General features: G+C 64.7%; 23 protein-coding genes. 10 read left to right on the top strand and 13 right to left on the bottom strand.

Going from position 1 to position 22,776, the window contains the following annotated elements; all coding sequences use genetic code 11:
* The first annotated feature begins 47 nt into the window (after positions 1 to 47).
* The 3 genes from VAPA_RS28585 (at position 48) to VAPA_RS28575 (ending at position 2,422) form a co-directional block, all read left to right on the top strand.
* Entirely contained in the window at positions 48 to 1,178 is a 1,131-nt protein-coding gene (locus VAPA_RS28585) for a saccharopine dehydrogenase family protein (RefSeq protein WP_021003695.1), read from the top strand.
* Positions 1,179 to 1,272: 94 nt separating this feature from the next.
* Complete coding sequence (locus VAPA_RS28580; protein ID WP_021003694.1) at positions 1,273 to 1,734, top strand: Lrp/AsnC family transcriptional regulator; 462 nt, start codon at positions 1,273 to 1,275, stop codon at positions 1,732 to 1,734.
* A 13-nt stretch (positions 1,735 to 1,747) separates the two neighbouring features.
* Complete coding sequence (locus VAPA_RS28575; protein WP_021003693.1) at positions 1,748 to 2,422, top strand: aspartate/glutamate racemase family protein; 675 nt, start codon at positions 1,748 to 1,750, stop codon at positions 2,420 to 2,422.
* Here VAPA_RS28575 and VAPA_RS28570 read toward each other — a convergent pair.
* The 3 genes from VAPA_RS28570 to pcaB are packed head-to-tail and all read right to left on the bottom strand — an operon-like array spanning position 2,417 to position 6,211.
* A complete protein-coding gene (locus VAPA_RS28570; RefSeq protein ID WP_021003692.1) occupies positions 2,417 to 3,844 on the bottom strand; it encodes a class II fumarate hydratase in 1,428 nt (475 codons plus the stop codon). The two genes, VAPA_RS28575 and VAPA_RS28570, sit on opposite strands and share 6 nt — an antisense overlap.
* 2 nt (positions 3,845 to 3,846) lie before the next feature.
* A complete protein-coding gene (locus VAPA_RS28565) occupies positions 3,847 to 4,821 on the bottom strand; it encodes a tripartite tricarboxylate transporter substrate binding protein BugD (RefSeq protein ID WP_021003691.1) in 975 nt (324 codons plus the stop codon).
* Between the two features lie 34 nt (positions 4,822 to 4,855).
* Positions 4,856 to 6,211, bottom strand: coding sequence for a 3-carboxy-cis,cis-muconate cycloisomerase (pcaB, locus tag VAPA_RS28560; protein ID WP_413470491.1), 1,356 nt, complete (start codon positions 6,209 to 6,211; stop codon positions 4,856 to 4,858).
* Between the two features lie 117 nt (positions 6,212 to 6,328).
* Between pcaB and VAPA_RS28555 the strand changes: the two genes are divergently transcribed.
* Positions 6,329 to 7,078 (top strand): GntR family transcriptional regulator, encoded by a 750-nt coding sequence (locus VAPA_RS28555; RefSeq protein WP_021003689.1) that lies wholly within the window; start codon positions 6,329 to 6,331, stop codon positions 7,076 to 7,078.
* A 42-nt stretch (positions 7,079 to 7,120) separates the two neighbouring features.
* Here the strand turns inward: VAPA_RS28555 and VAPA_RS28550 are convergent, their stop codons facing one another.
* Positions 7,121 to 8,047, bottom strand: coding sequence for a LysR family transcriptional regulator (locus VAPA_RS28550; protein WP_021003688.1), 927 nt, complete (start codon positions 8,045 to 8,047; stop codon positions 7,121 to 7,123).
* A 130-nt stretch (positions 8,048 to 8,177) separates the two neighbouring features.
* Between VAPA_RS28550 and VAPA_RS28545 the strand changes: the two genes are divergently transcribed.
* Entirely contained in the window at positions 8,178 to 8,585 is a 408-nt protein-coding gene (locus tag VAPA_RS28545) for a RidA family protein (RefSeq protein ID WP_021003687.1), read from the top strand.
* Here the strand turns inward: VAPA_RS28545 and VAPA_RS28540 are convergent.
* Positions 8,542 to 9,489: a LysR family transcriptional regulator gene (locus VAPA_RS28540; protein ID WP_021003686.1), complete on the bottom strand. Its 948-nt coding sequence runs from the start codon at positions 9,487 to 9,489 to the stop codon at positions 8,542 to 8,544. The genes VAPA_RS28545 and VAPA_RS28540 overlap by 44 nt on opposite strands.
* Positions 9,490 to 9,634: 145 nt before the next feature.
* Here VAPA_RS28540 and VAPA_RS28535 point away from each other — a divergent pair, with 145 nt between their 5' ends.
* The 3 genes from VAPA_RS28535 (at position 9,635) to VAPA_RS28525 (ending at position 12,966) form a co-directional block, all read left to right on the top strand.
* The gene (locus tag VAPA_RS28535) at positions 9,635 to 10,624 is read left to right on the top strand and encodes a Bug family tripartite tricarboxylate transporter substrate binding protein (RefSeq protein WP_041946658.1); all 990 of its coding nucleotides are present in this window, start codon (positions 9,635 to 9,637) and stop codon (positions 10,622 to 10,624) included.
* Between the two features lie 31 nt (positions 10,625 to 10,655).
* Positions 10,656 to 12,068 (top strand): FAD-dependent oxidoreductase, encoded by a 1,413-nt coding sequence (locus tag VAPA_RS28530; RefSeq protein ID WP_230559088.1) that lies wholly within the window; start codon positions 10,656 to 10,658, stop codon positions 12,066 to 12,068.
* Between the two features lie 199 nt (positions 12,069 to 12,267).
* Entirely contained in the window at positions 12,268 to 12,966 is a 699-nt protein-coding gene (locus VAPA_RS28525; RefSeq protein WP_021003683.1) for an HAD-IA family hydrolase, read from the top strand.
* A gap of 153 nt (positions 12,967 to 13,119) precedes the next feature.
* On the opposite strand, the gene VAPA_RS28520 is transcribed toward VAPA_RS28525, so the two are convergent.
* The gene (locus VAPA_RS28520) at positions 13,120 to 13,857 is read right to left on the bottom strand and encodes a FadR/GntR family transcriptional regulator (protein WP_021003682.1); all 738 of its coding nucleotides are present in this window, start codon (positions 13,855 to 13,857) and stop codon (positions 13,120 to 13,122) included.
* Between the two features lie 91 nt (positions 13,858 to 13,948).
* On the opposite strand from VAPA_RS28520, the gene VAPA_RS28515 reads away from it, so the two are divergent.
* Both VAPA_RS28515 and VAPA_RS28510 read left to right on the top strand, forming a co-directional pair.
* Positions 13,949 to 14,635: an RraA family protein gene (locus VAPA_RS28515; protein ID WP_021003681.1), complete on the top strand. Its 687-nt coding sequence runs from the start codon at positions 13,949 to 13,951 to the stop codon at positions 14,633 to 14,635.
* A 123-nt stretch (positions 14,636 to 14,758) separates the two neighbouring features.
* Positions 14,759 to 15,571, top strand: coding sequence for a transporter substrate-binding domain-containing protein (locus VAPA_RS28510; RefSeq protein WP_021003680.1), 813 nt, complete (start codon positions 14,759 to 14,761; stop codon positions 15,569 to 15,571).
* A gap of 36 nt (positions 15,572 to 15,607) precedes the next feature.
* Here VAPA_RS28510 and VAPA_RS28505 read toward each other — a convergent pair whose 3' ends face one another.
* From VAPA_RS28505 to VAPA_RS28475, 7 genes are all read right to left on the bottom strand, one after another.
* A complete protein-coding gene (locus VAPA_RS28505; RefSeq protein ID WP_021003679.1) occupies positions 15,608 to 16,363 on the bottom strand; it encodes a sulfite exporter TauE/SafE family protein in 756 nt (251 codons plus the stop codon).
* Positions 16,364 to 16,433: 70 nt separating this feature from the next.
* Positions 16,434 to 17,435: a Bug family tripartite tricarboxylate transporter substrate binding protein gene (locus tag VAPA_RS28500; protein WP_021003678.1), complete on the bottom strand. Its 1,002-nt coding sequence runs from the start codon at positions 17,433 to 17,435 to the stop codon at positions 16,434 to 16,436.
* A gap of 125 nt (positions 17,436 to 17,560) precedes the next feature.
* The gene (locus tag VAPA_RS28495) at positions 17,561 to 18,463 is read right to left on the bottom strand and encodes a LysR family transcriptional regulator (RefSeq protein ID WP_021003677.1); all 903 of its coding nucleotides are present in this window, start codon (positions 18,461 to 18,463) and stop codon (positions 17,561 to 17,563) included.
* Positions 18,464 to 18,513: 50 nt separating this feature from the next.
* A complete protein-coding gene (locus VAPA_RS28490) occupies positions 18,514 to 19,347 on the bottom strand; it encodes an amidohydrolase family protein (RefSeq protein ID WP_021003676.1) in 834 nt (277 codons plus the stop codon).
* 66 nt (positions 19,348 to 19,413) lie between these two features.
* Positions 19,414 to 20,094 carry a fumarate hydratase C-terminal domain-containing protein gene (locus VAPA_RS28485; protein WP_018905943.1) on the bottom strand — a complete coding sequence of 227 codons (681 nt, stop codon included), beginning with the start codon at positions 20,092 to 20,094 and terminating at the stop codon, positions 19,414 to 19,416.
* A complete protein-coding gene (locus VAPA_RS28480; RefSeq protein ID WP_021003675.1) occupies positions 20,088 to 21,023 on the bottom strand; it encodes a fumarate hydratase in 936 nt (311 codons plus the stop codon). Before VAPA_RS28480 ends, VAPA_RS28485 begins: the two co-directional genes overlap by 7 nt.
* Before the next feature lie 12 nt (positions 21,024 to 21,035).
* Positions 21,036 to 22,775, bottom strand: coding sequence for an L-aspartate oxidase (locus VAPA_RS28475; RefSeq protein WP_021003674.1), 1,740 nt, complete (start codon positions 22,773 to 22,775; stop codon positions 21,036 to 21,038).
* Position 22,776: the final 1 nt, after the last annotated feature.

Genomic DNA, 22,776 nt, shown 5'->3' with positions numbered 1-22,776 from the left:
TTCTACATTTTCTCCATGGAGCCGTAGCTCCTTTCTGGAGAAACAAAATGTCGAAGCTGCAAGTCAAGAGTGTTCTGGTGCTGGGTGCGGGCAAGGTGGGCAGCACGGTGGCGGACATGATCGCCGAATACCACCGCATTCCCGTGACGCTGGCCGACCAGCGCGCCGGCAAGCCGTCCAGCGATCCGCTGGTGCGGCAGATCACGCTGAACGTGGAAGACGAGGCAGCGCTGGCCGGTGAACTGGCCTCGCACACGGTGGTCATCAACGCGCTGCCCTTCTTCCTGGCCGCGCGCGTGGCCACGCAGGCGGCCCGGTTGGGCGTCCATTATTTCGACTTGACGGAAGACGTGGCAGCCACCCATGCCATCCGCCAGCTTTCCCATGAAGCCACGTCGGTGCTGATGCCGCAAAGCGGCCTCGCGCCGGGCGTGATCGGCATGCTCGGCGGCCACCTGGCGGGGCACTTCGACGAGCTCTACGACCTGCGCCTGCGCGTCGGCGCGCTGACACGCAACGCCACCAACAGCCTTCGATACAACTTCACCTGGAGCATCGACGGCGTCATCAACGAATACTGCAACGCCTGTGACGCAATCGTGAACGGCCAGCTCGTGTCGGTGCAGGCACTCGAGGGCCACGAGACCTTCACGCTCGATGCGGAGGCCTTCGAGGCCTTCAACACATCGGGCGGACTGGGCACGCTCTGCGAGACGCTGCGCGGCAAGGTGCGCAACCTCGACTACAAGACCATCCGCTATCCGGGCCATCGCGATGCGATGAACTTCCTGCTGCACGACCTGCGCCTGATCGAGCGCCGTGACCTGCTGCGCCAGGTGCTCGAGCATGCGGTGCCGCACAGCCGCGAAGACGTGGTGATCGTGTTCGCCTCGGCCTCGGGCATGCGGGGCGGCCGCTTCGAGCAGGAAACCCGCCTGGGCCGCGTGTTCGGCGCGAAGCTTCGCGGCAAGGACCGCACCGCGATCGAGCTCACCACCGCGGCCGGCGTGGTCGGCGTGTTCGAGCTGCTGCAGCAGGGCAAGCTGCCCCGGTCCGGCTTCGTCGGGCAGGAGCAGGTGCCGCTCGAGGCGTTGCTCTCGACACGCGTGGGCCACTACTATCAGGGGCTCGGCGTGACCGCGTCCAGCCCTTCGCAGCAGGAACTCGCTGAAGCCTGAGCGCTTCGCGGCCCCGCGGGCGCCAGGATCCGGCAGCCTCGTGCGCGCAGTGCTTTAGCATGCCGCTCGAATCCCACTTTCACGAGGCTGCCCGATGGATGGAAGACTTGACGACCTCGACCGCCACCTGCTGAGCCTGCTCCAGGCCAACGCCAGGGAGCCCGCCGCCAACCTGGCGCGAAAGCTCAAGATCGCGCGCACCACCGTGGTCGCGCGCATCGCCCGGCTCGAGCGCGAAGGCGTCGTGGCGGGCTACGGCGTGCGCCTGGGCCACAAGCTCGAGCATGCGGCCGTTCGCGCGATCTGCGGGCTCAGCGTCAATGCGAAGAACGCGCCCGCGGTGATCCGGGCGCTCGAGCGCGTGCCCGAAGTGGAAGAGCTCTCGGCCGTGAGCGGCCAGTTCGACTACATGGTCTTCCTGCGCTGCGACACACCGGAAAAGCTCGATGTCCTGCTGGACCAGCTTGGCCAGTTGGAGGGCATCAACCAGACGCAGACCTCCATCGTCCTGAGCCGGAAGATCGACCGCCGCAGCGCCCTTCCCTCGGTCTCCTGAGTTTTTGTTTGACATGAACGACGCTGCGCCTGGCTTTCTCGGTGTGCTGATGCTCGACACGCGCTTTCCGCGGCCGCCGGGCGATGTCGGCAACGCGCAGACCTATGCGCGGGCCGGCATCCCGGTGCGCTTTTTCACGGTGGAAGGTGCATCGCCCAGGCGCATCGTCGAAGAAGCCGATCCGCGCCTGGTCCAGCCTTTCGTCGACGCCGCGATGCGACTGGCCGCGGAAGGCGCGTCGATGATCACCACCAGCTGCGGTTTCCTGGCCGCCTACCAGGACGTGCTCTCGCAGGCAGTTCCGGTACCGGTGCTGACCTCGAGCCTGCTGCAGGTGCGGCACTGCACTCATCCAGGCATCGTCACCTTCGATGCGCAATCGCTGACACCGCAGATCCTGCAGGCTGCCGGCGTGCCCGCGGGAACACCTGTCATGGGCGTGCGCCCGGGCTGCGAGTTCCATCGCCGCATCCTGGACAACGACACCGTGCTCGATCTTGCCGAGGCGCAGCGCAATGTTGTCGAAGCGGCGGTGCGCCTGGTGCAAGCCTCCCCTTCCGTCGAGAGCATCGTGCTCGAATGCACGAACATGCCGCCGTACCGCGAGGCCGTGGCCGCGGCTGTCCGACGCGAAGTGCACGACATCGAGACGCTGATCCTGAAGGCCTGGCGCGGCAGGCCCTCATGACCGCTCGCTGAAACCCTCTGGTCGATGCGCCGGGCGCCCAGCCAAGGTTCGGGCATCCACCACACGGTCGTAGGTTGCTTCGTCCAGCAACCCGAGTGACAACGCCGCCGCTCGCGGGGTGACGCCCTGTTCGAGCGCCGCAGCGGTGATCTGCGCGACCTTGTCGTAGCCAAGGATCGGATTCAGCGCCGTCACCAGCAGCAACGCGTTCTCGACATTGCGGGCCAGTTGCGCACCGTTCACCTCGACGTCCCGGACCAGGCGCTGGGCAAAGACGCGCGATGCATCCGCAAGCACGCGGATCGATTGAAGCAGGTTGGCAATCAGTACAGGCTTGGCCACGTTGAGTTCGAAGTTGCCTGATGCGTTGGCCATGGTGATGGTCGCGTGATTTCCGGTGACCTGCATGCAGGCTTGCGCCAACACCTCCGCGATCGTCGGATTGCGCTTGCCCGGCATGATCGAACTCGTCAGGCCGTCGTCCGGAATCTTCAGTTCCCCCAGGCCGCAGCGCGGACCGGACCCGAGCCAGCGCAGGTCGTTGGCCATTTTGATCAACGAAGTCGCGATCACATTGAGTGCGCCGGACACCTCGACCAGGGCATCGTGCGCGGCCATGCCTTCGAACTTCGATGGATTGGGCGAGAAGTTCCGCCCCGTGAGCGCACGGATCTCCTCGCAGAAGAACACGTCGAATCCGGGTGGTGCATTCAAGCCGGTGCCGGCCGCGGTTCCGCCCTGTGGCAGCGACATAAGCCTTAGCATCGTGGCGTCGATTCGATCGACCCCGTGTGCGACCTGGCGGGCAAAGGTGTCGAAGGCCTGTCCCATCGTCATGGGTACGGCGTCCATCAGGTGCGTGCGCGCGATCTTCAGGACGTCGGCAAAGGCATCGGCGCGCGCGCGCAGGCCTTCCTGCAGAAGGACGAGCGACGGCTTCAGCCGCTCCTCGAGTTCCAGCACCGTGACCAGATGCATCACCGTCGGGAAGCTGTCGTTCGACGACTGGGATGCGTTGACGTGGTCGTTGGGATGCACCGGAAATTTGCTGCCCAGCGGCTGTCCGAGCATTTCATTCGCCCGGTTCGCGATCACCTCGTTCGCATTCATGTTGGTCTGCGTACCGGAGCCGGTCTGCCAGATGGTCAACGGAAAATGCGCGTCGAGGCGCCCGTCGCGCAGCTCGCTCGCCGCTGCGACGACCGGCTCCGCCAGCACAGGGTCGAGGGCGCCGCACCGCAGGTTCGCACGGGCCGCCGCCATCTTCTGCAAGCCGAAGGCGTGGATCAGGCAGGACGGAAAGCGCTCTACGCCGATGTCGAACACGCCGAGCGCGCGCTGTGTCTGCGCGCCCCAGTAGCGATCGGCGGCAATCTCGACCGGACCGAATGCATCACGCTCGAAGCGAGTGCTGCTGCGCATGCTCAGTCCAGAGAGATATTTGTCTTGGCCGCCACGGCCTTCCAGCGAGCGACCTCGGCCTGGGTGTGCTTCGCCAGCGCCGCGCCGGTGTACTGCTCGGCCGGCAGCAGCTGAATGGCCTGCTCCGCCATGCGGTCGGTGAACGCCTTGTCCGTCATGACCTTCTGGTAGGCGGCCTGCACCTTGTCGAGCACCGCCTGCGGCGTGCCCTTCGGCGCGTAGATTCCATACCAGGTCGAGGCCTCGAAGTTCGGCAGCACGGTCTCGGCCAGCGTGGGGACGTCTTTCAATTGCGTGAGACGCACTCTCGACGTCACGGCCAGCGGCCGCACCTTGGCTTCCCTGATCTGGGGCAGCGCGGTATTGGTTTGATCGAATATCCCGTCGACCTGTCCGCCGATCACGTCGATCAGGGCCGGGCCGGCGCCCTTGTAGGGCACCTGCGAGATCTTGATGCCGGCCGAAGAGGCGAACAACGCCGCGATCAGGTGCGAGCTGGAACCCACGCCCGCGTTGCTGATGAACATCTTGTCGGGGTTGGCTTTGGCAAATTCGACCAGCGCCTTGATGTCCTTGGCCGGATGCTCCTTGCGCACCATCAGCACCAGCGGCGTGTCGGGGAAGCGGAACACCGGCGCGAAGTCTTTCACGGGGTCGTAGTTCAGCTTCTTGTACAGCGCGGGCGCGGCGCCCATGTAGCCCATGTGGCCGACGAGCATCGTGTAGCCATCCGGTGCGGCTCGCGCCGCCTTGGCGGCGCCCACCGTTCCTCCCGCGCCGGGCGCGTTGTCGATGACGATCGGCTGGCCGATCTCGCGGGCCACGCGTTCCGCGATGGTGCGCGCCAGCGCATCGGTCGGGCCACCCGCCGCGAACGGCACGATCCAGGTGACAGGCTTGGCGGGATAGGTCTGGGCGAGCGCGGTACCCGCGACAAGCGCCAATGCCAGCGCGGCACACTTCCAGGTCGGCTTCATCTTGATTCCTTGGTTGATTCGGATTCCGGACGCCTCAGGCACCGACTTCGGCCGACAGCGCCAGCGCGCGGTCCACCATCTGCGGCGCGAGGCCGAGGTAGTTGGCGGGATCGGTGAGCCGATCGATGGTGGTGCGGTCGAGATGCCGGGTGACCTCCGGCAGTGCTGCCAGCGCCTCGGCCAGGGTGCCGCCCTTCTCGTTCACGGTGCGGCAGGCGTCATAGACCACGTCGTGCGCCTGCTGGCGGCCGATGTGCGGGGCCATGCCCATCATCACGGCCTCGGCCACGATCAGTCCCCGGCTGATGCCCAGGTTGTGGGCCATGCGGGCTTCATCGACGATCAGTCCGCCGAGCGCGAACTTCGCCTGGTGCAAGGCGCCCGAGGTCAGGATGAAGCTTTCGGGAATGGCGATCCACTCGGCATGCCAGGGGCCGGTGGCACGTTCGAAGTCCTGCACCATCGCATCGACCATCAGGCCTGCGTGCTGCCGCACCGCCTTCGATGCCGCGAGCATCAACTCGCTGGAGATCGGGTTGCGCTTTTGCGGCATCGTGCTCGATGCACCGCGTCCCTTCACGAAGGGCTCGTAGACCTCGGCGAACTCCGTCGACGCCATGATCATGATGTCGAGCGCGATCTTGCCGAGCGAGCCGGTCACGAGCGCCAGCAGGTTCACTGCTTCCGCAAAACCATCGCGCGCCACATGCCAGGTGGTGGCGGGCACGCCGAGCCCCAGTTCCTCGGCCATCGCCTTCTGGACTTCGAAGCCCTTGTCACCCAGAGAAGCCAGCGTGCCGGCGGCGCCGGCGAACTCGACCACCGCCACGCGCGGGCGCAGCTCGGCAAGGCGCTGCTGGTGCCGGTCGAACATCGCCAGCCAGATCGCAGCCTTGTAGCCGAAGGTCACCGGCAGTGCCTGCTGCAGATGGGTGCGGCCGGCCATCGGCGTATCGCGGTGCTTTTTGGCCAGCGCGGCCAGGATGCCGCGCAACTCGCGGATGTCGGCTTCGACGCTGTCGAGCGCGTCGCGCACCTGCAGGGCGACGGCGGTGTCCATGATGTCCTGCGTCGTCGCGCCCCAGTGCACGAAGCGGCCTGCTTCTCCGCACATCTCGACCAGCTGATGCACCAGCGGCAGGATGGGATAGCCGACGATGTCCGTCTCTTCCCGCATGTGGTCGAAGTCGATACGCTCGATCTTGGACTCGCGCGCAATCGCTTCGGCAGCCTCTTGCGGAATGACGCCGCAGCGGGCCTCGGCCTTGGCCAGGGCGATCTCCGCATCGATGTAGCGCCGGATCAGCGTGCTGTCTGAGAAAATCTCGCGCATCTTCCGGGTGCCGAATGCATCGCGGAACAGGATGGAATCAACAACGGTGCTGGCCATGGGGAGCGAAGGAATCGGCATGGATACTGGTTTGCTGAAGCTGGACATTAATATGTTCGGACATATCCGACTTTATATGTCCGGACATAATCGCAACACGGGGTTTACCCTGAAGTCATGAACACGACCCTCGAACCCGCGCCGCAGAAGGCCAATTTCTCCAACATCGCGCGCCACCTGACCGAGGCCATCACGTCGGGACATTTCGCTGTGGGTGCGCTGCTGCCCACCGAACTCGAGCTCTGCAAGCACTACGGCACCAGCCGGCACACCGTGCGCGCCGCGCTGGCCGAACTGCAGCAGATGGGTCTGGTGTCGCGGCGCAAGAACGTGGGCACGCGGGTCGAGTCCGCGAAGCCGCGCGCCAGCTTCAGGCCGTCATTGGCGTCGGTGGACGATCTGCTTCAGTTCGGCGCGGAGCACGTGCGCGTCGTGCAATCGATCGAAACGGTGAACGCCGCCGGCGATCTGGCCACCGAACTGGGTTGCGACGAAGGCGTGCCGTGGCTGCGCATTTCGAGCCTGCGCATGGAAGAAAACGATGCGGCAGCGCCCATCGGGTGGACCGACGTGTACATCGACCCGAGCTACGCGGACATCGCCGACCTCGTGAAGGCATCGCCCGACACGCTGATCAGCTCGCTCATCGAGGAGCACCATGGCCGGCACATTGCCGAGATCCACCAGGATGTCCGGGCGGTCACCATGGAGGACGGGGCCGTGGCGCGATCGCTTCAGGTCAAGGCCGGCGCTTCTGCGCTGAAGATCGTCCGGCGCTACTTCGATGCCCAGGGCGAGGTGTTCGAGATTTCAGTCTCGGTGCATCCGGCGGACCGGTTTTCGGTTTCGATGCGCCTGCGCAGATGAGGAAGATTGCGCCTGCAGGCTGACCCCCGAGCCATCCATGCTTCACGCATCGCCCAGCGCAGCAATCGGCGCATGGCGTGCCATCAGCTCGTCGATCCAATCGATGAACACCCGCAGCTTCGCGCCGACATGCCGGTTCGGCGGGAACACCACGTACATCGGCATCGCGCCGAAGTGCCAGCCCTCGAACAGCGGCACCAGCTCGCCCTGGGCCACGTGGGGCGCGGCCATGTAGTGCGGCAGCCAGAGAACGCCCATGCCCGCCACGCCGGCCGCGAGGTAGGCATTGCCGTCGTCGACCGCGACCACGTGGCGGCCCTGCAGTTCGATGTGCTCGCCGCCGCGCTGCATGCGCAGCGCAGCGACCTTGCCGCTGCGCGCGCTCAGGTAGCCCACGATGCGGTGGTGCGTGTCTTCGAGCTCGCTCGGGTGTGCGGGTGTGCCGGCGCGTTCCAGGTAGCACGGCGCCGCATAGACGCCGAGCCGCAGCTCGCCCACGCGACGCGCCGTCAGCGACGAATCGGTGAGTTCGCCGCCGCGCAGCACGCAGTCGACGTTGTCCCCGATCAGGTCGACCATCCGGTCGCTCACGCCGAGGTCGAGCTGGATCTCGGGATGGCGCGCATGGAACGCCGGTAATGCGGGCACCAGGATCATGCGGGCGAACGGGGTGGGCACGTCCACGCGCAAGCGCCCCCTTGGCGAGGCCGAGGCGCCTGACAGGCTGGCGTCTGCATCCTCCAGGTCGGCGAGCAGCCGCACCACGCGGTCGTAGTAGGCGGCGCCATCGGCCGTGACCTTGACCTGGCGCGTCGTGCGGTTCAGGAGCCTCACGCGCAGCCGCGCCTCCAGTTGCTGGACCAGCTGGGTCACGGTGGTCTTGCTCATGTGGAGCGTCTGCGCCGCCTTGGTGAAGCTGCCCGCTTCCACCACGCGGGCGAAGGCCTGCAGCGCATCGAATCGGTCCATCTCTGTGTCTCGGGGTCGATTGTTTGTCCTGTGCAAACAGTCATTGTGCGTCCTGCCTGTTTATCCATCGGCCGCACACTCCTAGAGTCCACCGATCGCAACCTCCCTTTCCAAGAAAGAAAGCCGATCCATGTCCGCACGCAACGTTGTCTTTCCCGCCGGCCGCCAGGCGCTCTACGAGCGCAACCGCTATTCGCCCGCCATCCGCTCCAACGGCTTTCTCTTCGTGTCGGGGCAGGTCGGCAGCCGGCCCGACGGCTCGCCGGAGCCCGACCTGGAGGCGCAGGTCCGGCTCGCGTTCGACAACCTCAACGCGATCCTCTCGGCCGCGGGCTGCACCTTCGACGACGTGGTCGACGTGACGGTCTTCATCGTCGATCCCGAATCGAAGTTCGAAACCATCTGGAAGGTGGTCGCGGAGTACTGGGGCGAGGCGCCGCACCCGACGCTGACGGGCATCGGCGTGACCTGGCTCTACGGCTTCCAGTTCGAGATCAAGGTGATCGCGAAGCTTCCAGACGAGCCCGCGGCCGGCTGACGGACCGCCCGCCCAGGCCCGGCGTCCGAGTCCAGACCTTGTCGAAAGCTTCGCAGAAGGCGCGCTGCACGACCGACATCGGGCGGTACCGGTTGCGGATGACGTGGATATCGAGCCGCTCGCTGCTGCCGAAGGGCCGCACCGCGAGGCCATGGAAGTTCTGCCCCGCGATGGCGGCGCGGTCCACCACCGCGATGCCGACGCCGGCCTGCGCGAACCAGCAGGCGGTCGTCGACGAACGCACCTCGACATCCAGGTTGAGCTCCTCGGCTTCCTTGCCGTAGGCCCGGTGCAGGCTGCGGCCGTAGGCGCTGCTTTCGGGGGACGTGATGATGCGGTGGCCTCGCAGGTCCGCCGGACGGACGATCTTGCGCCCGGCGACGGGATGGTCGCTGCGCATGACGCAGGCGAGCGTGCACTGGTAGCGCTTGACGACGATGAGGTTCGGATGGTCGTTGGGCAGCAGGCCGATCGCCAGGTCCATCGAGCGATCGAGCAGTGCATCGACCATGATCGGCGCGACAAGCACCTCGACCCGGCACTTGAGCCGCGGGTATTGCGCATGGAGAAGCGCCATGGCCTGTGGCACCAGGTAAGGCGCCAGACTGGCGGACACCGCGATGCGCAGCATGCCGGTGTCGGGTTGCGCCAGGCTGCGCGTGACGTCCCGCACCCGGTCCACGCCGCGCCACAGGGTCTCGATCTCCTGGTGCAGCAGATGGGCCTCGGGGGTCGGGATCAGCCGGCCCTTGATCCTCTCGAACAGGATCAGGCCGGTCTGGCGCACGATCTGCCCGAGCAGCTTGCTCACGGCCGGCTGCGAAACATGCAGCAGTTCCGCGGCGCCGACGACGCCGCCCGTGAGCATCACGGCACGAAATACTTCCATGTGGCGCAGGTTCATGCCTTGGATTCTCCATCGCATGCCGCCGGCCAGGAATCGGCAGTACATAACCAAAGGTTAAGCCCTCGCCAATTCTTTTCATTTGCGGGGCCGGGCGAGCCTCACAACAATGAAGGCACTCCTACAAGACCAGAGACAAAGAAAGATGAACGCACACGAGTACGGGCGGCTGTCTCGCCGGCGCCTGCTGCAGGCCGCATCGCTGGGCGTGCTGGCGGGAACCCGGGCTGCCTATGCCCAGGAGTTTCCGACCCGACCCGTCAAGCTGATCGTTCCGCAGCCCCCGGGCGGTGCGGCCGACCGGCTGGCGCGGATCTTTGTGCAGGCGCTGGAAGCCCGGTGGAAGCAGTCCGTGGTGGTGGAGAACAAACCGGGCGGCGGCGTGGTGATCGGAACGCTGGCGACCGCGCGCGCCGCGCCCGATGGCCACACCTTCGCCCTGCTCGGAAGCTCTCTCAGCATCAATGCCGCCCAGCGCAAGGACCTGCCGTACGACACGGCCAGGGATCTCGGGCCGATCGCGCGCATCGGCTATTTCACCATCGTGCTCGTGGCACCGGCGGACTTCGGCGCCAGCAACGTGCGCGAGCTGATCGCCATGGCCAGGAAGAACCCTGGGGCACTTTCGTTCGCATCGAACGGCATCGGCACATCCGCGCAGCTGGCCGGCGAGATGCTCAACCACATGGCGGGCATCCAGCTTCAGCACGTGCCCTACAACGGCGCGGCCAAGATGTACACCGACATGATCGGCAAGCAGATCCCGCTCGGCTTTTCGGTGGCGTCTTCCGCGGAGAGCTTCATCCGGTCGGGACAGCTCAAGGTGCTGGGCGTGACCAGCAAGGAACGCAGCCCGCTCTATCCGCAGTGGCCCGCCATCTCCGAGACGCTGCCGGGCTTCGAAGCCGTGAACTGGGCCGGCTTTGCCGCGCCGGCGGGCGTGCCGCGCGCCGTGACGGCCAGGCTGGCCGACGACATCCTTGCCGTGCTGGCGACCGCCGACGTGGCCAAGGCGATGGCCGACATGGGCATCGAGGTCAGGCCGCAAGGGCCGGACGAGTTCCAGGCCTTCATCCAGTCCGAGATGCGGCGGTTTTCCGAGATCACCAAGCCGCTCAACAAGCCATCCACCTGAACCGGCAGAACCCCCAGCGATGACCCAGCCCATGACCTCTCCGTCCGAATATTCCTTCAGCCGCACCATCCCCGTGGACGAAAGCTACGACCTGGTGGTGGCCGGCGGCGGCCCCGCCGGAACGGCCGCGGCCGTGTGCGCGGCCCGGCTCGGCCTGAAGACCCTGCTGGTCGAGGCCGGCGGCTGCCTGGGCGGCATGGGCACGTCGGGCCTGGTCGCGTCCTTCGGCCCGGTGTCCGATGGCGAGCGCATGCTGGTCGGCGGCTTCATGAAGGAGCTGCTGGAGACGATGTGGCGCCAGAAGGCTTTCGGCCCGCACGTGGTTCGCGAATTCCTAGACGGCCAGCTCAATCGCTGGGTGCCCTTCAAGCCCGAGCATCTGAAGCGCATCCTCGACGATTTCGCCGTCGCGGCCGGTGTCGAGCTGCGCTTCTTCACGCGGCTGATCGAAGCGGACGTGCGGGACGGGCGCGTGCGCGGCGTGGTGCTCAGCAACGTCGAGGGCCTGCGCTATGTCAAGGCGCGGACCTTCGTGGACGCCACCGGCGACGCCGCTCTGGCCGCGCTCGCGGGCGCCGAATGCAAGGTCGTGCTGCGTGACACGGACACCGTCGCGCCGAGCACGTTGTGCTCGCTCTTCGGCGGCATGCGCTGGGACGATCCGGCCTATGGCGACGACTGGCGCGGCATCGACGCGGCCAAGGCCCGCACCAAGACCGAGCTGCTGGAACGGGCCATCGCGGATGGCCACTTCACGCAGGCCGACCTCTTCATGCCGGGCATGAACAAGATCGGCGAGCGCACGGCCAGCCTGAATGCGGGCCACGTGTTCAACCTGAATCCGCTGTCCAGCCGCAGCCTGTCGGACGGCATGGTTTTCGGACGCAAGCTGGCGGTGGAATATCTGGAGTTCTTTCGCAAGTACGTGCCCGGCTGCGCCGATCTCGAGCTGCTGGCCACCGCGCCGGTGATGGGCGTGCGCGATTCGCGGCGCGTCGTCGGCGAGTTCGAGCTGGGCATCGAGGACTTTCGCAACCGGCGGGAGTTTCCCGACCAGATCGCGGTCTACAACCGGCCCACGGACGTCCACCCCACCGATACCTCCAAGGCCGAGTACGAACGCTTCCTGCGCGACTTCGACGGCAAGGACAACCTGGGCCGCGGCAACAGCGTGGGCATTCCGTACAGCATCCTGGTGCCGCGCGGCTCGCAGAACCTGTGGGTGGCGGGGCGCTGCCACTCGAGCGATACCAAGGTGCATGGGTCGATCCGCGCGCAATCGGCCGCCTACATGATGGGACAGGCCGTGGGCACCGCCGCCGCGCAGTCGGTCGCGAGCGGCGAGCCGGCCTGCGACCTCGACACGCAGGTGCTGGTCGAAAAGCTCCGGGAGCACGGCGCCTACCTGCCGCAGAAGACGCTCGCGAGAACGATGACGCGCTGAGCGGCTGCCCGGTCCGGAACGCGGGCACCGGCCATGGCGAAACAAGATGCCGCCACGGCACCGATTGCGAAATCACATGCCGATTCACGTGCCCACTTCGATCTGAAAAGGAGCAGCGAGGCTCCTATGCTCGTAGCGAACGACCCCTGTCGTCTCTTCGCCGCTGCGCGCCTTTTTCACTTCGATTGGAGCTGTTCCCATGTCCCTGCAGGATTTCAAGGTTCTCACTTTCGACGTCGTCGGCACGTTGATCGATTTCGAGCGCGGCATGCTCGCCTACCTCCGCTCGGCGGTGCCCGATGCACGCGTGAGCGACGAGGAATTCCTGGGCGCCTACCGCCAGGCACGCGCCGACGGCAAGGCCGGCTGGTACCCCGACGACCTGGAGCGCTGCTGGCACGCCATCGCACCCGCGCTGGGCCTGCCCGACAGCGATGCGCTGGCCCGCGGCCTGCGCGATTCGGTGGCGCAATGGCCGGCCTTCCCGGACTCGGTGGAGGCACTGAAGCGGCTGCACAAGCGCTTCAAGCTGGTGACGATGACCAACGCGCAGCAATGGGCGCTGGCCCATTTCGACAAGACGCTGGGCTCGCCCTTCGACATGCTGCTGAGCTGCGACGATGCGCTGTGCGAGAAGCCCGACGCACGCTACTTCGCCTACGCGCGCGGCCGCTTCGAGGGCGCCTGGGGCTTCAGGCAGGCCGACAACCTGCACGTGGCGCAAAGCCAGTACCACGACATCGGCATCTCCAAACAGCTGGGCATCGCCACTTGCTGGATCGAGCGCCGCCATGCGCAGAAGGGATCGGGGGGCACCATCGAGTCCGAACGCACCGAGCCCGACTACCACTTCCACACGCTGGCCGAACTGGTGGATGCGGTCGAGGCGGGCCGCTGACCCACAGCGGCCTTCTGCGGTCATCGCACTTCCCCCAGAAGCGGCGAGCGGCCGTTCTTTTCCCGCGATGTCGCTGATCTCGCTCACCACGTCCTGCACGTCCACGAGACTCCCATGGCCGTGCTCAAGCCCGGGACCGACAAGACGCATCGCTTACTTGCGGGCCTGCACGCCAGGCGGCTTTTGGAGCACCCTCAGCGCGCGCTCCATGTGCGAGAGCATGCATCGGCTTGCACCTTCTGCATCCCGGTTGCCGATCCGCTCGACGAGTTCGACGTGGGCATCCTGCACCTGTTGCAGGCTTGCTTCTGTCTTGCGCCGTTCCATGCCCTGGCGCGACTGCGCTTCCAGCGAGGCCCGGATCGATCCGATGATCTGGAACAGCAGCAGGTTTCCGCTCGCCCGCGAGATTTCCAGGTGCAGCTCCATATCGAGCGACGCGTACACCGCGGGGCGGCGAAGCTGCGCTTGCATCCGGATCACCAGATCAGACATCCGGGCCAGTTGCTCCGGCGTGCGGCGAAGCGCTGCCAATGCTGCAGCGCGACCCTCGAGGCTTGCCCGCACGTCCATCAAGTCCTCCGTGGAATTGTCCAGAACCTGCACGGCGCGCGAAAAGTAGATGCCCAGCGCAGTCGCGTCCAGTTCGCGGCGGATCGTCGGGCTCTTGCCGTTCGAAATGTCGATCACACCCAAGCCCTTCAGGGTTCTCAGCGCCTCGCGCACGACGGTTCGGCTCACCCCGAGCGACTCACCCAGGCGCGCTTCCGAAGGCAGCGGTGATCCCGGGCCGAGCTTCGCGTCCTGTATGCGCTGCAGAAGGCTCTGAACGGCCTGCTCTGCAAGGGAAGTCCTCTCCAGTCGGCCTAGGACGAAGGGGTGTGCGGTCATGCGTCGTCTCCTAACCTATCATACAGGTGGACAGGTTGTGCACGCGTGCCGCCATGGGTCCAATCCGCATTTCTTCAGGAGGCAAGAAGCGATGTGGAAAGACGATGACGAACTGTTCACCCTGATGCGCGCGCGCCTGTTCCCTGCAGTGGTCGGCGACATCCTCGACACCCTGGGTTTCATGCACCAGTTCCTGCCCCCGGCCATCAAGCCGGTCGAACGCTCCATGGTCGTGGCGGGCCGCGCCATGCCCGTGCTGGAGACCAACTGCTATGCGCGCTCCGAACCCGAGGGCAAATCGCCGCTGAGCCAGCAGGCTTTCGGTCTGCTTTTCGAGGCGCTGGACGATCTCGCGCCGAACGAGGTCTACGTGGCAACGGGGTCGGCCCCCGAGTTCGCGCTGTGGGGAGGTCTGATGACCACGCGAGCCCTGCATCTGAAAGCAGCCGGCGCCGTTCTCGACGGGTATTCCCGTGATACGACGGAGGTTCTCGAATTGGGCCTCCCAGTGTTTTCGCTTGGCGGCTACTCCCAGGACCAGGGCCCGCGAGGCAAGGTCGTCGACTATCGCGTGCCGGTGGAGATCCGGGGAATTCGAGTTCGCCCCGGCGACATCGTCTTCGGCGACCAGGACGGCGTGCTGATCATTCCGCGCGAGGCGGAAAAGGAGGCGATCAGCCTCGCGCTAGAAAAGGCCGACACGGAAAGCAGCGTGAGAAAAGCCATCAAGAACGGCATGAGCACGGTCGAGGCATTCAAGACGTTCGGAGTGATGTGAGGTGGTGGTGCTGCACCTTTCCAACGAGGTGCTTGGGATGCGCAAGCACGACCGCGCGCTCGCATGCTGACTCATTTTTTATCTTCCTCGTCGCTTCCTTTCTTTGTTTCGGAGACACAACCCATGACTCGTACCACCACCCGCCGCGCAGCGCTGGCATCCCTCGCATCCCTGGGATTGGGCGCCGGGCTCACCGTGTTCGCACCCTTCGCCTCGGCACAGTCCGTGGCCGACATCAAGAAGAAGGGCGAGATCACCATCGGCATGCTGGTCGACTTTCCGCCCTACGGCACCACCAATGCGCAGAACCAGCCCGACGGCTACGACGCCGACGTGGCCAGGCTGCTGGCCAAGGACTGGGGCGTCAAGGCCAACATCGTGCCGGTGACCGGACCGAACCGCATTCCTTTCCTGCTGACCAACAAGGTCGACCTGCTGGTCGCGTCGCTGGCCATCACCCCGGAGCGCGCCAAGCAGGTCGATTTTTCGATTCCCTACGCGGCAGCGACCGTCGTGCTCTACGGCGCCAAGAAGGTCGACATCAAGGCTGCGTCCGACTTCAAGGGCAAGCGCCTGGGCGTGGCCCGCGCCAGCGTGCAGGACGTCACGCTGACAGGCATGGCGCCCGAAGGCACCGAGATCCGCCGTTTTGACGACGATGCTTCGGCCATGCAAGCGATGCTTTCCGGCCAGGTTGACGCGATCGGGTGCTCGACCACCGTGGCCGCGCAAATTGCCAAGCGTGCGCCTCAGGACACTTACGAACAGAAGATGGTCTTGCGCCAGCAGGTCATGGGCATCGTGGTACGCCCGGGCCAGGCGGAACTCAAGAGGGCCGTGGATGACTTTGTGACGCGCAACAAGGCCAACGGCGAGCTGAACAAGCTGTACCAGAAATGGTTGGGTACTGGCTTCCCATCGCTGCCCAACTCCTGAGCAGCCCAGATGTCGGAAACGGATCGAGTCAAGCCATCAGCCGCTTGCAACCAAACCACGGTAGATCGCACCAGCGCCAGCGGCCGACAAGAGCAGCAGGACAAGGCGCTTCAAGCGCTCAGGCGACACCAGGGTCCTGGCCTTCGAACCCACGAAGAGTCCGAGCAAGGACATCGGGAGAAGGACGCAAGCCAATCCGAGGATGGAGTCCTTTCCATAAAGACCTGCCACACCAAACGCGGCGGCTCGGCTGATTCCGCTCAGAAGGATCACGACGGCAATCGTCGCCCTGAAGTGGTCGACATCAGATAGCCGTCTGGCCAAATAGATCGTATAGATCGGTCCCCCGGTACCAAACAGCGCGCTGAACACGCCGCCAGCCATCCCGAATGGCAAGGACCATACCCTGGGGAGCCGCGGCCTTGCCGCCGATTCACCGGCCAGCAGATTGCGAACGCTGACAACCAGCACGAAGACGCCGAGTCCCACCAGGGGCCACCTCGGCCCTACGTTGTGAAGCAATACCACCCCTATGGCAATCCCCAGCAGCATGGACGGCAACAGGTACTTCAATTCCGGCGTGGAGACGCTGCCCCAGTTCTTGCCACCGACCATCGCTGTCGCCACCAGGTCGAAGAGGACCACGAGAGGCACCGCCACCTGAAGCGGGATGAGCTGGACGAGCATAGGCACGGCCACCATTGCCGCACCGAATCCAGTCATCCCGAATACGGCGTATGCGACGAAGACGATGGGCGCAGCAACTGCAACAAGTTCAGGTGATAGTGGCATCGCTCGCTAGAGAAATGGAAAGGATTGGGTTGCGCTCTTGCCCACCCGGCCAATCGGAGAAGACAAGGCCTCAGTTGGCAGAAAGCTTTTTCTTCTCGACGAGAGCCTTCCACTTACTCGCTTCACTGAGGATCTCCACCTTCAGCGGCTCGGGTGGAACGATGGCAGCCGACATCCCCTGTTCGGTCAGGTATCGTTTCATCCCCGGCTCGGCAACAGCTGCTTTCACCTCGGTGAGCAAACGGTCGATGGCCGCCTTCGGCGTCCCGGCCGGCGCTGCGAGAGCGAACCAAGCCATGTACTCGAATCCGGGGACGCCATCCTCGGCGGTGGTGGGAATGTTGGGAAGCAGCGGGGACCGCTCTTTCCCCGTCACCGAAAGTGCGCGGAGCCGTCCGCCCTTGAGAAGCGGAGACATCGCATTGATATTGGCAACGGCCAGTTGCACCGTGCCCGCCATCAGATCTCCATAGGCGGGGCCCTCGCCCTTGTAAGGCACATGCAGAAGCTCGAGTCCTGCCGCGTCTGCCAGCGACTCGCCTGCCATGTGCGTCTGGCTGCCAACCCCCGCCGAGGCGAAGCTGATCTTGGCGGGCCGCTCTTTGACGTAGGCGATCAGTTCCTTCGTGCTTTTCACCGGCAGGTCCGAATTCACCGTCACCACCATCGGACCGCTGGCCACCTTGCTGATCAGGGAAAAGCTGCTCAAGGTGTAGCCGGGCTTGGCGTAGATGAACTGGTTGACCGTGAACATGCTCCCCGACGCCAGCAGCAGTGTGTAGCCATCGGGCGGCGATATTGCCACGGCCTGGGCACCCAGGTTGCCGCCTGCACCAGGCTTGTTTTCAACGATCACACTTTGCTTGAGGCTCTTGGTCAGTTCCACGGCCAGCGCGCGCCCGAGCAGATCAGTGGCGCCGCCTGCGGCAAAAGGCACCACGATCCGAATCGGCTTGTCCGCCGGCCAGTCCGCGAGTGCCGTGCCGCAAAGCAGCGGGCCGCCGAGCAGTGCGCATGCTGCAACCTCCAGGGCTCGACGACGGGCCGGCTTGGATCTGAACGAGAATTTCATCGTAATCTCCTTAATGATTGACGTGATGGGTTGCAGCAGTTTGCTTAGGGGCAGGCGATGGATCGCCCTCAAGCCCATTGGCTCGATTCGGTGCATGAGGAGTGGAGTTGGTTTTGAAGGCGGCCTTAGGCGGAGCCGACCTTTCGAACCAGTTCGTCAGGACCGGTGGTGACCGCCTGCAGCGCTTCCAGAAGTAGCTGACACAAGTGCGACCTCGGGTTCTCCTTCGGGGCGAGCATTCCCAATCGACGAGTCACTGTCGGATTGCCGAAGGGAATCACTCGAACGGTGGTTGGAAATTCATTCTTCACCCCGCGAGCCGGAACAACCGACGCGCCGAGACCATTGGCGACCATGGCGATGACACCTTCAAGGTTGTCGATCTCCATGGTCGAGCGGACAGTGATCTGTCGGCGGACGATCTCCTCTTGAACGAGGTTGCCCACCCGGGCCAATCGATTGAAGCGGACATACGGCGTTCCTTCGAGTACTTCCTGATCGCTCGCCCCTTTTGCGGACTTGTGTGCGATGACCACGAGCGCCTCGTCGACGAATGGTAGAAAGTCAAGGCCACTTCGTGGAAGCTCCGGCTCGGTGACCAGGGCCACATCCAACTGCCGATGGTAGACAGCTCGCTCCAGGTCATGCGTCAGGCCGGTGGTGACGTGTACCTCAAGGCCATGGCCTTGTCGTTGCAGGTGACGCAGCGCCAGCGGCAATACGCCTGAGGCAACGGTGTGAACGCTTCCCAGTTTCAGCAACCCGACCGCCGTGCCCTTCTTGAGCGAAGCGCTCATGCTCTCCCAATGGGCGAGCAGATCGCGTGCGCGATGCACCAGGGCCAACCCCGCATCGGTCAGGACCGGTGGACGACGGCTGCGATCGAAGATGGTGCTCTCGAGCTCTTCCTCGAGAGCACGCATCTGCATGCTTACCGCGGACAGTGAAAGGCCGATGCTATTGCCCGCCTCCACGAAGCTTCCTCGATCAGCGATCGCGACCAAGGTGTACAGCGTCTTGATGTCCATGCAGCAAATACCTTCTTCGAAATTGACTCTGCGGGTCAGCCGTGGAGCTTCTAGATTCCCAGCAGCCGGCGCGCGTTGCCCCCCATGACCTTGCGCAGATTTTCTTCCCTGATTGGCAGCTTCTCGAACCACTCCTTGTAGCCAAGGACCGGACAAAAGGGAAACGAGCTGGCGTACAGCATGCGCTCAGCCAGAAAGCCATCCGCCGCCTTGACGTACTCTTCCCATCCTGGCATTCGGGAAAAATACATGTCGGGAGAGAGCCAAAGGTTGGAACGACGAAATCCCAGGTGCAGGATCTCGTTGACCCAAGGCCATCCGCCGTGGGCAACGACGACATTGAGCCTGGGGAAGTCCGCGAGGACCCGGTCCGTCCGGATGGGATCGGAATAGCTGAGGTCCGGGCCTGCGGTGCCACCCGCCATCATGATGACGGGCACGCCGATGTCCTCGCAGTGGCCGTAGATCGGATAGAGGCGGCGGTCATCCGCGTACATCGGCACCGGGTACGATCCGGGCTCGATGTTGATCAGCTTGAATCCATCCTTCACCGCCTGGGTGATTGTCTGGCATGCTCGGCGCCGATCGGTGGGATCAATGGATGCGGCGCCGATGAAGCGGCCAGGGTAGTCAGTGACAATCCTCAGGACATCATCGTTCGATACGCTGCCGAGCACGCCGGCAAGGCGGCCCACGACCACGCCACGATCGATCTTCGCTTCGTCCATCTCCTTGAGCAGCGACTCCATCGACTGTTTCTGAGCCGCTTTCGATGGTTCAAAGCCGACCGTTCGCGTGAACCCATCGCGGCGCTCGCCGGCCGAGTACATGAGCGTATTGAGGAAGCCGCCGACCGGCGGGCGCAGACGGAAATCGATGATCATGGCACTGACCTTTTGAATGGAAACGACTCGAACCCGGGCGGCATCGCAAGCCTGCAATGCCGGCGGCTACATCACCTCGTCCTTGCGGTTGTCGGTCTCGCCGTAGCGATGCAGCGCTGGAGGCTTGAGACCTGCATACAGGGCCTCGATGCCGGCATTGATGGTCTCGGCATGCTGCGCGAACAAGGAGTTGCCTTCCAGATCGCTCTCGACGATGAAGGGACCGAAGTTCTCCACCTCGAACAACCACATGGCCTGGGCGATCCCCAGCTCATCGAGCCAGTGGACCTCCCGGACACGCTTGATGCCGCGACCGAGCAGCGCACCGGTGCCGTAGCCGACGGTTGTCAGGTAGATGGCGCCACCCGGAGCGAGGACCTTCTTGTAGTCATCGGCAGGCATGCCTCCTTTTCCGATGAGGATGCTGCACCCTGTCTGTTCGAGCCAGCGAGGAATCCACTTCGAGAAGCGAAAGGATGCCGTGGCGGTCACAGCGCCGACCCTGTAGCCTCCCTTGCCGTCGGGTGCGGCGGCCGGCGAGCAGTGGAAGTTGACGTTGCTGATCGACTTCAGATCGACGGGTAGCGCCAATCCCTCGTCCAGCACCTTCTTGTAGACACCCTCGCGCGCGGTGTAGACCACGCCGTTCAGATAGACCGCGCAGCCCAGCTCGAGCTTCGCAATGTCTTCCCGCTTCGCCGGAAGGTTCAGGTGGAAGACCTTGATGTCGTCGTTGCTGCTTACCATTCGACCGTCTCCCGACGCAGATAGGGGGTGAACCATTGGGGATCGGTTCGATACTCGATCTCGCCGTTGGCATGGATGCGCGCTGTGGCACGCCGTGATGAAAGACAGAAGGTGTGCAGGCTGATGGGCATGCCACCGGTGTGCGTGTAACCGCACTCGATGTGGCAATCCACGACCATCCCGGACCCCACAAAGCCCATGGCGCCCATCCCGATCGAGTTTCCGAGCTTCATCAACTCAAGTTCGAGCTCGGCGACCTTCGGATCGGGATTCCGGTCCCCGACCGTGCGCAGGCACGCAGCCTGTTTGCCCAGCTGCATGCAGGTGTCCTTGGAGCCACCCAAGCCGATCCCGACGATCGCGGGCTGGCAGGCCAGGCCGCGCTTTCCGAAGGCAATCAGCGTGTCCAGGACAAAGCGCTTGATACCGTCGATTCCGTCCCCGGGGAACAACATGCGGTAGTCGGTCCCGAAGAGGCCGCCCTTGTGGACGGTGGTGACGTCGAGCCAGTCTGCGTCCGGCTCGAACGACCACTCGACTTCGGGGGCATTGATGCCGACGTTGTTGTTGTGATCCGTGCGCCACAAGGGATGCACGCGATTCGGCCGAAGCGGAATCGTGACCGTACCTTCTGCCGTCGCATGCCGGAGCGCTCGCTCCACGGCAACGAATCCCGACTCGACCGATGCGTTGTTGCCAACCTTCACGTAATACCGCGGCAGGCCGGTATCGGCGCACATGGGACGGCGATCCTGATCTGCGGCCTCCCAGTTGTCGACCATCGCGTGGATGACGAACCGAGGCAGTTTTCCGGTCTCCGTCTTCTGCAGCTCCTGAATTCCCTTCTTGTAGTCGGGAGGAATCTCGATCGCAGCGCGTCGCGTGATCTCCAAGGCGGCTTCTTCAACTTTCTGAATCGGAATCTTCATTTGGGTGTGCCCTCAGGTTTGGGGGGTGTCTGCTTCGCCGGTGATGAGCGATTCACCGGGTCTCACGATGTCGAAGGAGACGGGGACCATTTCGAGCTGTACGTCGTCGTCCCGGGCGCTCACGCGCGTGTAGCAGCTGGAGTGGAGATCGCCCGGGTCGGGGAAGTCTTCGCGGAAATGAGCGCCGCGACTGTTCTCGCGCGCCAGTGCGGAGACGGTAATGATCTTTGAGATATCGACGAGGCTTTCCAGGTTCAGCCAGTCGTGCCAGGTCACGTTGTAGCGGCGATCACCATCTGCGACGCCCATTGCCGACAGCGCGGCTCGATGAGAGGCCACTGCTTCGAGCCCATGTTCCATCGCCTCACGGTTGCGCAGCACGCCTACGTCATCCCACATCGTCTGTGCCAGGGCGTCGCGCAACTCGTGGATACGACCCACCGACCTGGAAAATGGATACTCCGCGCGCTCGATCCCGCTGGCGACAATTCGGCTGTCGGGGTCGCGCCACTTGCCGTTCCTCTCGACGAAGGCGGCCATGGAGTCTCCCGCGATGCCACCAAAGACGGTGGAGTTCGCGACACCGTTGCCGCCAAGGCGATTGGCCCCATGGACGCCTCCGCAGTCCTCGCCCGCGGCGAACAGTCCTGGCGATGCGGTCGAGCAGTCGACGTTGAACTCGACACCCCCCATCAGGTAGTGGGCTGTCGGAACCACTTCGACCTTGCCACCTGCCAGATCAAAGCCGCAGTCCTTGCAGCGATTGACCATTCCCGGAAATGTCTTGGCGACCTTCTCCGGGCCGAGGTGGCTCATCTGGATGTAGACGCCACCCATGGGCCCCGTGCGCCCCGCGCGCATCTCGGCGTAGATGCCTCGGCTGACGACGTCGCGGGTCGCACGCTCGCCACGCTTGTCGTAGTGGGTCATGAACCGGTCGCCGCCCCCATTGAGCAGGTAACCCCCGGCGCCGCGCAGGCCCTCCTCGAGAACGGTGCCCGTCATGCGCGTATCCGGCCCACCGAGGAGTCCGGTGGGATGGAACTGCACCATCTCCATATCCCGCAGCTTCAGGCCATACCGCAGCGCCATGGCCAGCCCATCGCAGGTCTTGTCGCCGGACGGCGTGTGATAGCGGTACATCGTCGGCCCGGCGCCCGTCGCGAGGAGTACCGCTTTTGCCTGCACCAGGCGATAGGTACCCGCACGCATGTCAATGAACAGGACACCGGCGATTCCGGCTCCATCGGCCGCCGGAATGAGCTCGATCGCGCGATGCTCCTCGAGCTCCTCGACGTCCATCGCGCGCACCTGCTCCATGAGGCGGTTGATGATCTCGATGCCCGTCAGGTCGGCCTTGTGGACCGTGCGATCGAAGCTCTGGCCCGCAAAGGCCTTCGAATGGAGCGACCCGTCGGGATTGCGGTCAAAGAAGCACCCGATCTCGTTCTCGAGTTCGCGCACGCGCTCGACGGCCCCTTCCACGAGGCGCCATGCGAGATCCTGGCGCGGCAGCCACTTGCCGCCCTCGATGGTGTCCATGAAGTGTCGCTCAACCGAGTCTCCAGCCGACAGCGCCACGTTGTAGCCGCCCTGGACCATGCGTGTGCATCCGCACTTTCCAAGCAAACCTTTGACCGTGACCGTGACGCGCAGGGAAGGATTCGCCTTCTTGGCATGCAAGGCAGCAAACAGGCCGGCACCACCGGTTCCCAGCACCAGGATATCGGTCTTGTAAGTCTCGAAGTTCATT

This window comes from Variovorax paradoxus B4, assembly GCF_000463015.1.
GTDB classification, from domain to species: Bacteria; Pseudomonadota; Gammaproteobacteria; order Burkholderiales; family Burkholderiaceae_C; genus Variovorax; species Variovorax paradoxus_E.
This window is presented reverse-complemented; position numbering and strand designations above follow the sequence as displayed.